Genomic DNA, 13,440 nt, shown 5'->3' on the forward strand with positions numbered 1-13,440 from the left:
CCCGCGAAGGCGCCAGCCCGGCGCGCTCGAAGGCGGCGCGGATCACCGCCTCCTGCGCGAGCCCGTTCGGCGCGGTCATGCCGTTGCTCCGGCCGTCCTGGTTGACGGCCGAGCCGGCCACCACCGCGTAGATGCGGCGGCCGGGATCGCGCTCGCGGTGCGCACGCGCGTCATCCAGCCGCCGCAGCACGATCATCGCCGCTCCCTCGCCGGGCACGTAGCCGTCCGCGCCCGCATCGAAGGTATGGCAGCGCCCGGTCGGCGACAGCATGCCCGCGTCCTGCAGCAGGCGCGTCTGGCGCGGATCGAGGTTGAGGCTCACGCCGCCCACCAGCGCCTGATCGATCTGGCCGCTGCGCAGATACTGGCAAGCGATGTCGAGCGCGACCAGGGTGGACGAGCAGGCCGTGTCGAGCACCATGCTCGGCCCCTCGAAGCCGTAGTGGTACGAGAGGCGGTTCGCGGCGATCGAGCCGGCATTGCCGGTCGCGATGAACAGTGCGTTGTCGCGCTGGTAGTCGTTGGCGAAGCGCATGTACTGGCTCGCGTATTGCGCGATGAACACGCCGGTGCGGGCGAAACCCGCCTCGCCGCGGATGCCCGCGTCGGCGATCGCGCGATGGGCGTTGAGCATCAGCAGCCGCTGCTGGGGATCCATCAGCCGTGCCTCGCGCGGCGAGATATGGAAAGCGGCGGGATCGAACAGGTCGATGTCGTCGAGGTAGCCGCCATGAAGCGCGGCGAAGTCCTCGTCGGCCGCGCCGAGCAGCGCGCCGCGCGCGGCGGGATAGTGCGTGATGCCGTCCTCGCCGTTCAGCAGCCGGGCCCAGAAGGCCGGCAGGTCCTCGGCCTGCGGGAACTGCCCCGCCATCCCGACGATCGCGATCGGCGCCGCGCCGGCAGCCGCCGTGGCCAGGGCCGGGGCCGCCGCGCGCGGCGTCTCGCGCACGGCCGTGGCCGGCGCCGCGCCACGCCGGGCATCGATGAAGGCCGCCAGTTCGCGGATGGTCGGATGGCGGAAGATCGCCGAAGGCAGGATCTCGAAGGCGAGCCGTTCCGACAGGCCCGAGAAGAAGGCCAGCGAATTGATCGAATTCAGGCCGACGTCGGCGAAGCTCTGGTCAGGATGCAGGTCGTCCTGGCCCAGCAGCGCGCCGAGTTCCGCGATCAGCAGCGCGACGCTGTCGCCGGCCGACGCGGCACCGCCGGCCGGCGCGAGGGGCGCACCGGGCGCGCCCGTCGGCCGAGCGTGGTGGGCATAGTGCGCGAACACCGGCAGCAGCTGCACGGCGCGATTCACGCTCGCGTACTTGCGCCAGTCGGCATCGAACACGATCGCCTCGCCGATGTCGGCCGCCGCGATCCGCTCCAGCAGCCGCACGCCCTGCTCGGGCGTGAGCATCGACATGCCGAGCGCGTCGAAGAAGGCGCGGTGATTGTGGGCCACCGCCATGCCCGCGCCGTCCCAGTCGGTCCACTGCACGGCCTGCGCGGGACGGCCGGCGGCGCGCCGCGCGGCCGCCAGCGCGAGCAGCCCGGCATTGGCCGCGCCGTAGGCGCTCAGCCCGTTGCCCTGCATGCCGTCCACCGACGAAATCGAGGAGAACAGGAAGAAATAGCGCAGCTCGTCGCCGGCCGTGAGCCGATCGAGCAGATAGGCGCCCACCAGCTTCGGCCCGGCGACCTCGAGCAGGGTCGCCGCGCGGGTCTGGCGGACCGGAATCGCATCGGTGCTCACGCCCGCGAGGTGGAACACGCCGCGGATCGGCTCGGCCAGGCGCGGACGCAGCGCGTCGAGGGCGCGCGCCAGCGTGGCTTCGTCGTCCAGCGACGACTGCAGGTAGTGCAGCGAAACGCCGCGCGTGCGCGCGAGATGGTCCGCCCAGGCGCGAATCGTGGTCGGCTCGGCCAGCTCGGGATGCCGCAGCGCGGCGGTATCGGGCTTGCGGCCGATCACGATCAGCGAACGCACGCCGCGCTCGATCAGGCCGCCGAGCACCGCGAAACCGATGCCTCCGAAACCGCCCGTCACGACCATCGTGCCGGACGGGTCGAAGCCGCGCGCCGCATGACGGTCCGCCGCCAGCGGCCTGAGCCGCGCGCAGCGCCGCTCGCCCTCGATCCAGCGCACCCGCGTGTCGGCCTGCGAGGCGTGCAGTTCGGCGCCGACGCGCGCCAGCGAACGGGCATCGAGCGCATCGACGTCGATCACGATGCTGGCCAGCTCCGGGACCTCGAAACGCAGGAAGCTGAAGTACTTCGACAGGGTTTCCTGGATCGGATCGATCTCCCCTTGGTCGCTCAGGTTCACGAGTGCCAGGCGCAGGCCCTTGCGATGAGCCGCCGCGTCGATCGCGCGCGCGACCCATTCGACCAGGCGCGCGGCGCGCGCGGCCAGCGTGGCCTGGAAGGCGGCGCCGTCGAGCACGGCGTCGCGATCGGACAGGCGTGCATGGGCCTGCACGAAGACGAAGCAGTCGGCGGCGTCCGATTCGAACTGCCGCGACAGCGCCTCGCCGAATCCACCGTCGGGCTGCGGCTCGACAAGCAGCATCGGCCGCGACCAGGCCTGCGACCAGCGCCGCAGCGTGCGCGCGTCATCGCACCATAAGGCGATGCGCTGCGGCACCGGCTCCCGCGCGACATCCGTCACGGGCTCCCAGACCGTTTCCATCAGCCAGCCGTCGAGCGACGCGTGCGCATCGCGCGCATCGTGCGAATGGCCCGACGCGGGCGATGCGGCCTGGGGCGGTGCCGACATCGCCGCCGGCTTCAGCAGGTCGGCGATCCAATGCCGTTTCGGCGCCAGCGGCACGCCGGGCAACGGCACCCACGGCCCCGCCGGCAGAACCCCGGCGGCGGCCGCGCCCGGCCAGTCGAAGCGCGCACCGGCCGCCCAGGCGCGGGCGCTGCCCGGCAGATCGTCCGGATCGGGCGCGGCCAGGCCGGCACCCGGCCCGTCGAGGCTGTCGCCGCGATACGGGCCCTCCCCGCCAGCCGCGTCGGGCCGGGCCAGCCAGTCGCGCAGCTGGCGCAGCGCGTCGGCGGTATCGCTCGCCACCAGCGCGAGCCGCTGCCGGAAGGCCGGTCGCCGGTGCTGCAGCGTGAAGGCCAGCACCTCGATCGGCCAGGCCCCGCCCGCCTCGCCCGCCAGGCAATCGGCCAGCTCGCGCACCGCGGCGTGAAGCTGCGCGGCGCTGGGCGCGGAAAGCGGCAGCACCGCGCCGCGCCGGCCCGCGCCCGCGACGGAGCCGGCGCTCGACTCGCCCGCCGACGCGGCGAGCGGCGCCTCCTCGACGATCACATGAACGTTCACGCCGCCCGCGCCGAAGGAGCTGATGCCGGCGCGCCGCGGCAGCACCCGGCCGGCGCGCTCGAGCACGGGCCACGGCACGGCTTGCGTGGGCACCTCGAAGCCCACCCTGGCGAAGCCGATGTCGGGATTCAGCGGGCCGTGCAGCAGCGTCGGCGCAATCGTGCCGTGCCTCAGCTGCAGCACCGTCTTGGTGAGCTGCGCGATGCCGGCCGCGGCTTCCCCATGGCCGATGCTGGCCTTCACCGAGCCGAGCGCGCGCGGCGCGCCGGGCCGCACGGGATAAGCGTCGGCCAGGCCCTGGATCTCGATCGGATCGCCGAGCGCGGTGCCGGTGCCATGCGCCTCGATATAACCGATGGAGTCCGCCTCGACCGCGGATCGCGCCAGCGCGGCGCGGATCGCCTTGGTCTGGCTGACCGGGTTCGGTACCGTGAAACCCTGTGTCTTGCCGTCGTGGCTGACGCCGGTGCCGCGAATCAGCGCCAGCACCGGGTCGCCGTCGCGCACCGCGTCGGCGTGACGCTTGAGCAGCACCACGCCGACGCCCTCGCCCGGCACGTAACCGTCGCCGCCCGAGGCGAAGGCGTGGCAGCGCCCGTCGCTGGCCGCGAAGCTCGAGGCACACAGCGTCAGGTACTTGCTCGGATGCAGCGTCAGGTTCACGCCGCCGGCCAGCGCGGCCTGCGCCTCGCCGCGCCGCAGGCTCTCGCAGGCCAGATGCAGCGCGTACAGCGAGGACGAGCACGCGGTATCGATGGCGATGCTCGGGCCCGTGAAATTGAAGAAAAACGACACGCGGTTGGCCACCGAGAAGGTCTGCGAGCCGGCCGGATAAAAAGGCGCGCGCTCGGCCAACGCGTCGGCGCCGATCAATTGGTAGTTGTTGAAGCTCACGCCGGCGAATACGCCGATCTCGCGCGGCACCTGCTGCCAACGTGGGCCGAGATAGCCGGCGCCCTCCAGACAGCGCCAGGCCGCCTCGAGGAACAGGCGCTCCTGCGGATCGGTGAGCGCCGCGTCCTGGGCCGTCAGATTGAAGAACGGCGCATCGAACTGCGCGACGTCGCTCAAGAAGCCGCCCCACTTGCAGTAGATCGAATCGGTGCGGCCCTTTTCGCCCGGGCGGTAGATCTCGCGGTAGTCGAAGCGTTCGCGCGGGATTTCGCTCACGCAGTCGACGCCGGCCACAAGATTCGCCCAGAACGCATCGAGCGTGTCCGCCTGCGGGTAGCGGCCGCTGATGCCCACGATCGCGATCGCGTCGTCGATCGGGTCGGCGGCCGGGGCGCCCGGAGCCGCCGGGGTGGCCGCGGCGATCGGGTCGGCCGGCAGAGACGGTGCGACGCGCGCGTCCGGCACCGGCACCGGCGCCGGTTCCGTCGGCGCGACGAGCCGCGTGTCGAGATGGGCGGCCAGGGTGTCGAGCGACTTGTACTTGTAGAGCAGGGCCGCGTCGATCTCGCCGGTCCATTGCGCGATGCGCTGGTTCAGCCGCGTGATCATCACGGAGTCCAGGCCGAGCGCCTCGAAATCGGCCTCGGGATCGATACGCTCGGCCGGGAACCCGCTGATCTCGCCGAGCGCCGCCGCCAGCAACGCGAACGCGGTACCGCGCGGCGCGCCGCGTGCCGGTGTGGATGCCGCCGGGCCCGCGCCGTCGGCCGCGGCCGTCGCGTCCATCGTCGCGTTCATTGGACCGCGGCCGTCATCCACCGCGGCGCGCGGCGCGCCGGCGAGCCCGACCGCCTCCGGCCCGGCCGGGCGGCCGGCACGCGGCGCCGGCACCCAGTAACGCTCCCTCACGAACGGATAACCGGGCAGGCTCACGCGCCGGGCCGCCGCCAAGCCGCCGGCCCGGCCGGCCTGCACGCGGCGCCAGTCGAGTGCGCCGCCGCGGCACCAGAAACGCAGCAACTCGGCCGTGCGCCCCTCGTCGAGCCAGCTGCCCACCAGCAGGGCCACGTCGGCGGCCGCCAGTTCGCCCAGGCCGCCGCCGCGCCGCGCGTCGCCGGCGTGAATCCCCTGGGCGGCCAGCGGCGCCAGCGCGGCGTCCTCGAAGCCGTCGAGCGCGGCGAATGCATTGAGCCGCTCGACCAGCCTCTCGAGCGAATCCGCCACGATGCCGAGCCGGTAGCGCTGCGTATCGCGCCCGGTCTGCAGCGTGAAGGCGGTGTCGACGAGCCGCCAGCCGCGCGCCTCGTCGCCGGCATTCGCGGGCGTCTCGTCGAGCCAGCCGGCCAGACGCAGCGCCAGCGCGCGCGACAGATCCCGCAACTGCGGCCAGCTGCCCGCCGACAGCGGCACCGCCACCGCCTCGCGCGGCGCCGCGCCGCGCGGCGCGGGCGCAGGCGCCTCCTCGATCACCACATGCGCATTCGAGCCGCCCGCGCCGAACGAGGACAGCCCCGCCAGGCGCGGCCCGCCATCGCGCGGCGCGGGCCAGTCGGCCAGCCCGCGCTGCACGACGAAGGGCGAGCGCTCGAACGGGATCGCGGGATTGGTTTCCTCGGCGTGCAGCGAGGGCGCCAACTGGCGATGCCGCAGCTGCAGCAGCAGCTTGGTCAGGCCCGCCACGCCGGCCGCGCTCTCGGCGTGGCCGATGTTCGATTTCACCGAGCCGATCGCACAGAACCCGGTGTCGCCCGAGGCGCCGAACACGCTCGAGAGCGCGGCGATCTCGATCGGATCGCCGAGCGAGGTGCCGGTGCCGTGCGCCTCGATATAAGCCACCCGGCGCGGATCGACGCCGCCGCGGCGATAGGCCTGCGCCACCACCGCGGCCTGGGCGCGCACGCCCGGCACCGAATATCCGGCCGAGCGGCCGCCGTGGTTGACCTCGGCGGCACGCACCACGGCATGCACCGTATCGCCGTCGGCCAGCGCCCGCGCCAGCGGCTTGAGCAGCACCGCGCCCACCCCTTCGCCCGGCACGTAGCCGTCGCCGCCCTTGCCGAAGGCCTCGCAGCGTCCGCGGCTCGAGGCGAAGCGGCCCTGCGCGAGCATCAGGTACTTGTTCGGATGCAGCGACAGGTTCACCCCGCCGACCAGGGCCACCCCGCAATCGCCGCGCTCCAGCGCGCGGCAGGCCAGCGACAGGGCCGTCAGCGAGGACGAGCACATGGTGTCGATCGCCAGGCTCGGACCGCTGAAATTGCCGAAGTAGGACACCCGGTTGGCGATGGTGGCCGCGCTGCCCGACAGTGCGACCGGATCGCCCCCGGCTAGGCGCTCGGCGCCGTACAGCTGGTATTCCTGGTACATCACGCCCACATAGACGCCCACCGACGCGCTCTTGCCGTCCTGTGCCGGTGCGCAGCGCGCGAGCCCCTCGCGGGTGTAGCCGGCATCCTCGATCGCATGGGTGGCGCATTGCAGGAACAAGCGCTCCTGCGGATCCATCAGCTCGGCTTCGCGCGGGGTGATGCCGAAGTAGTACGGGTCGAAGCGGTCGACATCGTCGATGAAGCCGCCCCACTTGCTGTAGGTCTTGCCCGGCGCATCCTTGTCCGGATCGAAATGGCGCGCGTGATCCCAGCGCTCGGCCGGGATCTCGATCACGCTGTCGGTGCCGCCGGCCAGGTTGCGCCAGAACTGCTCCAGCGTGGCCGCGCCCGGATAGCGGCCCGCCACGCCGATGATGGCGATCGGCTCGTCATGGCGAACCCCGGCGGCCTCGCGCGGCAGCTCCCGCCGCGCGGCCGGCGGCGGCACGGCGGCCGGCGCGCCGAAGCGCGCGTTGGCGAACGCATCGGGATCGGCCACCGCGCGGATCGAGGCGTTGACGATGCGGCCCAGCCGCTCGCCGTCGAGCGCGAGGATCTCCACGTCGAAGGCGAGGTAGTCGTCGCGCCGGGTACGCAGCCGGTTCACCAGCAGCACCTCGTCGGGCAGCGCCCGCGCCAGCTCGATGCGCTCCACCATCAGCGGCACGAACATCGGCGCGGGAGCCTCGGCCTGGTCGGCCGGCGCGACGAAAAAGCAGCTGTTGAGCAGCAGCGGATCGAACACGTAGCGTTCGCGGCCGCCGGCGCGCGGGCCGGCGCCGAGCGCCACGCGGCTCACCAGCAGGCCGTCGGCGCCGTGCCAGGCCTCGCGCACGGTGCGCAGCATCGGGCCCACCGAGAAGGCCGGGATACGCGCGTACCAGGCATCGATCGCGGCGCTCGACAGCCGCGTCAAGCCCGCCAGCAGCGCGCTCGGATCGTGACGCGCGGGTTCGAATGCCGCGCCCCGGACGAACTCGCCGCGACAGCACAGCTGCGGCTCCGTCTGTCCGTCGCGCGCGAAGCGGACCTCGAAGGCATGCGCGGCGGCCTCGGTGCCCGACGTGAGCACGCTCAGCTCGACACCCTCGCCCGGCTCGAGCGTGATCGGGCCGCCTTCGAGCCGCACCTGCGAGAGCCGCAGCGGAAACGCGGCCGGGTCGTCCGCGGCCAGTGCGTCGAGCGCCGCGCAGGGATGCGTGACCCCCATCAGCGCGGGCTTGCCCAGCACCAGGTGGTCCTGCAGGAACGCTTCCTCCGCGACGAAGCGGTAGCCGCGCGCGGACGCGGGCGCGGCCGGCCGCGCCGCGCCTGCCGGCGATGCCGGCGCGCCGCCCGTGCCGGCGCCGAACTCGCGCCGCGCGTAGTCGTCGAGCTCGCCGAGCGTCGGATACTCGAACATCAGGGTCGGCGACAGCTCGGTGCCGAGCAGGCGGCTCGCCGCGGCCACCAGGTCGAGCAGATCGACCGATTCGAGCCCGAGTTCGTAATAGCCCTTGTCCAGCGCGACCTCGTCGAGTTCGACCCGCAGCTTCTGCGCGATCATTGCGCGCAGCCGCGCGACCACCTCGCTAGGCGCACCGGCCGGCCCGCTCTCGTCGTGCCCGCTCGCGCGCGGTGCAGCCTGCTGCGCGGCGGCAGCGGTGGCGATGGCCGCCGGTGCAGGGTCCGCGTCCTGGCCGGCGCGCGGCGGGAAGGCATGCGGATCGCGCACGCGCTTGGCCGTGAAGCCGCGCATGCGGGCCAGCGGAGCGCCCTCGGGGGAAAAGAACTCGAGCGTCATGGTGACGATCTCGCCGCGCACCGCCACCGCGTCGCGCGGGATGCGCACCACGCAGGCCTCGCCGAGCGGCGCGTCGGCGACGAAGGACTCGATCACCAGCGGCAGGTAGAGATCGTCCGCGCCCGTCGTCTGATCGGCCGCGGCGCGCGAGGCGATCGCGGCCGCATCGAGCAGCGTCGGGTGCAGCATGAAGCGCGAGGCATCGGGCCGCGCGGCCGCATCGAGTTCGAGCCGCGCGAGCAGCGCGTCGGCGTCGACGCTGATCTCGCCGTGCGCGCGCAGATAGGCGTCGTGGACCAGCCCCGTGTCGCGGCAGCGCGCGTACAGCGCCGCCATCTCGCTGCGGCGCGCATCGGCGGCGGGCTCGCCGAGCGGCGCCAGCGCCAGCGCGTTCGCGCCGTCCGGCAGCGCGTCGCGCTGTACGAGTTCGGCGCTGGCATAGGCGCGGCCGTCATCGGCGGCGGTCGCCGCGTCGTCGATCACGATCGCGTAGCGGCTCGCGTCGGGGCGGAACATGCGCACGCGCACGGTCGCGCCGTGCACCGCGTCGGCCACCACCAGCGGCCGATGGATGCGCAGGCGCTCCAGCGCGTGGCTACGGAAATCGAGGCCGTGCGCGGCGCAGATCTGATGGATCAGGTCGAGGTAGGCCATGCCCGGCAGCACCGGGTTGCCGTAGACCCGGTGCGCGCCGACAACGGGATTGCGGGACGATAGCGTCAGGGTGCGTTCGGCGATCGGTACGGTCATTGATACTGCTCCCAAATCATGGTGGCCGCGCTGGCGGGCATGGCGACGGCGGCATCGGCCGGCACCTGCGGCGCGGGTCGCGCGAGCGGAGGAATTGAGGCGGGCACCGGCGCCGGTGCCGCGCGGCGCGCCTGAGTCTCGCGCTCGAGTTCCGGCGGCGCGAGCGGCACGCGGCGCGGCGCTTCGGCGGCGGCCGGCGCGCGGCATAGGATCGCGTGAGCGTTGGTGCCGCCGTCGGCGAAACAGTTGAGCGCGACTGCCTGCGTGTCGGACAGGGCGGCGGTGTCGCGCGGGAAGTGGAACGGCGTCGCCGCGAGGTCGAAATGGCGCAGCGGCTGCTGCCCCGACAGGAACGGCACCTGGCGGCCGTGATGCAGCATCAGCACGGCCTTGATGAAGCTGGCGATGCCTTCGGCGCAAAGCGGATGGCCCAGGTTCGGCTTGATCGAGCCGAGCGCGCAGGGTGCGCGTCCACGGCCGCCGTACACGGCGTCGATGGCCTTGAGCTCCAGCAGGTCGGTGATCTTCGAGCCGGAGCCGTTGGTCTCGATATAGCCGACCTGGGCGGCGTCGAGGCCCGACTGCGCCAGCGCGCGGCGCATCAGCTGGGTCTGGCGCTCCAGGTTCGGGGTGGCCGGCCCGGCCGTGCGGCCGTCGTTGTTGCACGACAGCGCGGCGATCCGGGCATAGACGGTGTCGCCGTCGCGGCGCGCTTGCGCGGCCGTCTTCAGCAGCACTAGGCCGACGCCTTCGGACAGGATCAGCCCGTCGGCGCGCTCGTCGAACAGGTGGAAACTGCCGCCGGCGCTGAGCAGGCCGCGCTGCTCGAAGATCGCATGCGTGCGCTCGGCGTCGTGCAGATGGACGCCGCCCACCAGGGCCGCCTCGATCTCGCCGCCGCGCAGCGCCTGCGCGGCCAGGTGCATGCCGACCAGGGCCGAGGAACAAGCCGCGTCGATCACCAGGCTCGGGCCGCTCAGGTCGAAGAAGTGCGAGACATTGGCGGCGAGATAGTTCTGGCCCGCCACCACGATCGGGTTGCGCGCCTCGCGCAGCGCCTCGGGATCGAGCGCGGCGCGCGCGCGACCGCCCAGGAACACCCCGGTCGCGCTGCCCTTCACGTCCTCGGGACGATAGCCGGCGTGCGCGAACAGGCTCAGGCAGGCCTCCAGCACCGCCAGCGCCTGCGGGTCCATCGCGTCGAAATCGGCCAACGGCAGGTGGAAGGCCTTGCGCGCGAAACGGCCGCCGTGATCGAGCGTGCCGACATGACGTTCGCGGCCGCCGCCGGACCCGGCCGCGACGCGCGTGAAGGCGCTGCGTCCCTCCCGCAGCAATCGCCAGTAGGCGGCGAGATCCGGCGCGCCCGGGAAGCGCGCCGACATGCCGACCACCACGATCTCCTGGTCCGGCGCGGTACGCGGCAACGCCGCATCGCGCGCTGCCGTCGCCCGCGGGGAGAACCCAGGCGCGGCAGCGGCGGGCGGCTCGTCGGCGGGCGCGGCCGGGCGCGCTACCTCGGGTGCCGCCGGCTCCGGCCTCTCCCGCTCGACGGCAGGCGCGACTTCGGGCGGCATCGCGCTGCCCTGCGCGGCGAACCAGGCATCGAGCGCCGCCGCCTCGTGCGTCACCAGCCAGGTGCTCAAGGCCGCGAGATTCGGATGCTCCAGGATCAGCGAGGGAGACAGATCCACGTCCAGGGCGACCTTGATGGTGCGCAGGATCTGCGCCATCAGGATCGAGTCGAGCCCATAGTTCGCGAAATCGTTCCCCGCATCGAAATCGCCGGCGCCGATCTTCAGTTCGGCCATGAACAGCCCGCCGAGCCAGTCACGGGTACGCGCCGCCAGATCGCCGGCGGCCGTGCCGGGCGCCGGGCGCGCGACGGCCGGCGCCGGCCTCGGCTCCGCCTTCGCGGCGGGCGCGGATGCTTGCGCGGCTGAACCAGCCGCATCGACGGAAGCGGCCGGTGCCGGCAGGGCGCCGTTCCAGCGCGCCGGATCGACCAGCGCCGGCATCAGCACCGCCGGCCCCGCCACCGACAAGGCGTGGTCGAGCAAGGCGAGGCCGTCGCGATCGTTCAGGCCGAGCAGCCCGCTCGCGCGGTAGACCGCGGTCTCCATGGCGCCCATGCCGGTCTCGATCCAGCTCGGCCACTGCAGGCTGACCATGCGCAAGGCGGGCGCGTGCTCCGCCAGCGCGTCCATGTAGGCGTTGGCCATCGCGTAGTCGATCTGCCCGGCCGCCAGGTTCGGCAGCGCCGCGCACACCGAGGAATAGACGATGAAGCGGGCCGGCGGCTGCTCGCGCAGCACGCGGCAGAGGTTGTCCAGGCCGCCGGTCTTGGGCGCCAGCACCGCGCTCACGTCGAGCGGGTCCTTGCGGATCCAGGCCGGGTTCGCGTCGCCGAGCCCCGCGCAATGGATCACGCCGCCGATCGGCCCGAGTTCGCGCAGGATCGTCGCATGGGCCTGGTCCATCGCCGCGGCATCGGTCATATCGACGTCGAGCGTGAGGATCTGCACGCCCTGGCGGCGCAGCGCATCGAGCGCGGCGATTTTCTCGCGCAGCGCGCGATCGACGCCGGGCACCGCGGGATCGGCCAGGATCGCCGACCAGCGCGACGCCTCGGGCAGGCGTGCCCGGCCGCTCAGCGCGAGCTTGCGCACGCCGTGGCGCGCCACCGCATGTCGCGCGCAGAGCAGGCCGAGCCCACGCGTGCCGCCGGTGATCCACAGCGCCTGCCCCTCGGCGAACGCGCTGGGCGCCGCGCTCGGCGCCGCCAACGGCACGAGTCGCGGCACCTGGTAGCGCCCGTCACGCAGGAGTAGGCGCGGCGCCGAAGCGGGCGCTTCCAACAGCTCGAGCAGGCGATGCGGCAGTTCGACCGCATGATCGGGCAGATCGATGTCGAGATGCGCGCTGGACAGGCGCGGGTACTCGAAACCGAGCGAGCGGTACAGGCAGGCGTTCAGCGCAGCGTGCGGCGTGGCGCCGGCCAGCTCGGCGCGCACCGCGCTTTCCAGACCGCGCGTGACGCCAAGCAGGCGCGTGCCGCCCTGGCGCACCTGCTCGACCAGCCGCTGCAGGCCGGGCAGCCAGCGCGTCACCTCGCTCGCCTGGCGCCGCGTGTGCGCGGCGTCGAGCGCGCTCAGGTCGAGCACGTGAGCGAGTGGGCGGCCCTGCTCCGGGCGGCACAGCCACTCGAGATCGTCGGCCAGCCGGTCGATCTCGGCGAGCCGCGCGCCGGGACGCAAGGCGGCGATGCGTTCCGCCAGCGCGCGCGTTGCTGCGGTGCCCAGGATCAGCAGGAATCCTTCGCGATCGGGCACGGCTGCCGCGGCGATGCGCTCATACGGCTGCCAATCGAGCGCGAACAGGCCGGCTTGGCGCGTGTCCTCGGCGGCCGCCGTGGCGGCGACGGTGGCCGCGGGCCGCGCCCCGTTCCACGCCGCGGCATGGGCCGGCTTGCCGGCGCTCGCGATCCAATAGCGGTCGTCGCGGAACGGATAGACCGGCAGGGACAGCCGCCGCGGCGGCGTCGCGAACCCGGCCTGCGGTCGGTACAGGCGTCGCCAGTCGGGCTCCACGCCCATCGTCCAGACCTGCGCGAGCACGTCCAGCCGGCCCTTGTCGAGCCAGGTATCGAGCAGCGCGCGCGCATCGCCGTCGGCATAAAGCGCGCCGGCATCGCGATGCGCGCTGGCCGCGCCGACCCGCCAGCCGCCGCCCTGCCCTTCGGCCGGAAACGCGCCCAGCCGCGCCTTCAGCTCGTCGAGCGAGCGCACCACGCAGGCCGCGCGGTGCTCCATCGCCTCGCGCCCGACCTGCAGCGTGTAGGCGATGCGCGGCAGTAGCGCCGCCTCGAGGCCACGCCGCTCGATCGCCGCCAGCAGGTTCGCCGCCATCAACGGCAGGCGCGTGCGCTCACGCGCCGACAGCAGGATCAGCCAGCCGCCTTCGGTGTCCGGCGGCGGCGCGTCGGCCGGCATCGCGTAGGCCTCGACGATCGCGTGGGCGTTGACGCCGCCGGCGCCGAAGCTGCTGATGCCGGCGATGCGCGGCAGCGGCTCGCCGTCGGGGCCCTGCTCGGGCCACGGCGTTGCCGCCTGGTTGACCACGAAGGGCGTGGCCGCGAAATCGATCGCGGGATTGAGCACGCGCGAATACAGCGAGGGCACGATGGTGCGATGGCGCATCTGCAGCAGCACCTTGATGACGCCCGCCACGCCGGCCGCGCCCTCGCAGTGGCCGATGTTCGACTTCACCGAACCGATCCGGCAACTGCCGGCGGGCAGCGCGCCCGCGCCCTCGGCGCCGAAGGCGCG

General features: G+C 73.4%; 2 protein-coding genes (1 of these 2 only partly in view). Both read right to left on the reverse strand.

All coding sequences use genetic code 11. The features are described from left to right. The coding region (locus RZR99_RS27125; RefSeq protein WP_323122867.1) for a beta-ketoacyl synthase N-terminal-like domain-containing protein at window positions 1-9,112 on the reverse strand (9,112 nt) is incomplete at its 3' end. Then, window positions 9,109-13,440 carry the 3' portion of a beta-ketoacyl synthase N-terminal-like domain-containing protein gene (locus RZR99_RS27130; protein ID WP_323122868.1) on the reverse strand. The gene runs 3,138 nt beyond the window's last position, so the window shows 4,332 of its 7,470 coding nt (coding positions 3,139-7,470); its start codon lies off the right edge, out of view — the gene reads right to left on this strand; its stop codon occupies window positions 9,109-9,111. The genes RZR99_RS27125 and RZR99_RS27130, both read right to left, overlap by 4 nt.

It is taken from the genome of Burkholderia alba (assembly GCF_034721475.1).
Classification (GTDB): domain Bacteria; phylum Pseudomonadota; class Gammaproteobacteria; order Burkholderiales; family Burkholderiaceae; genus Burkholderia; species Burkholderia alba.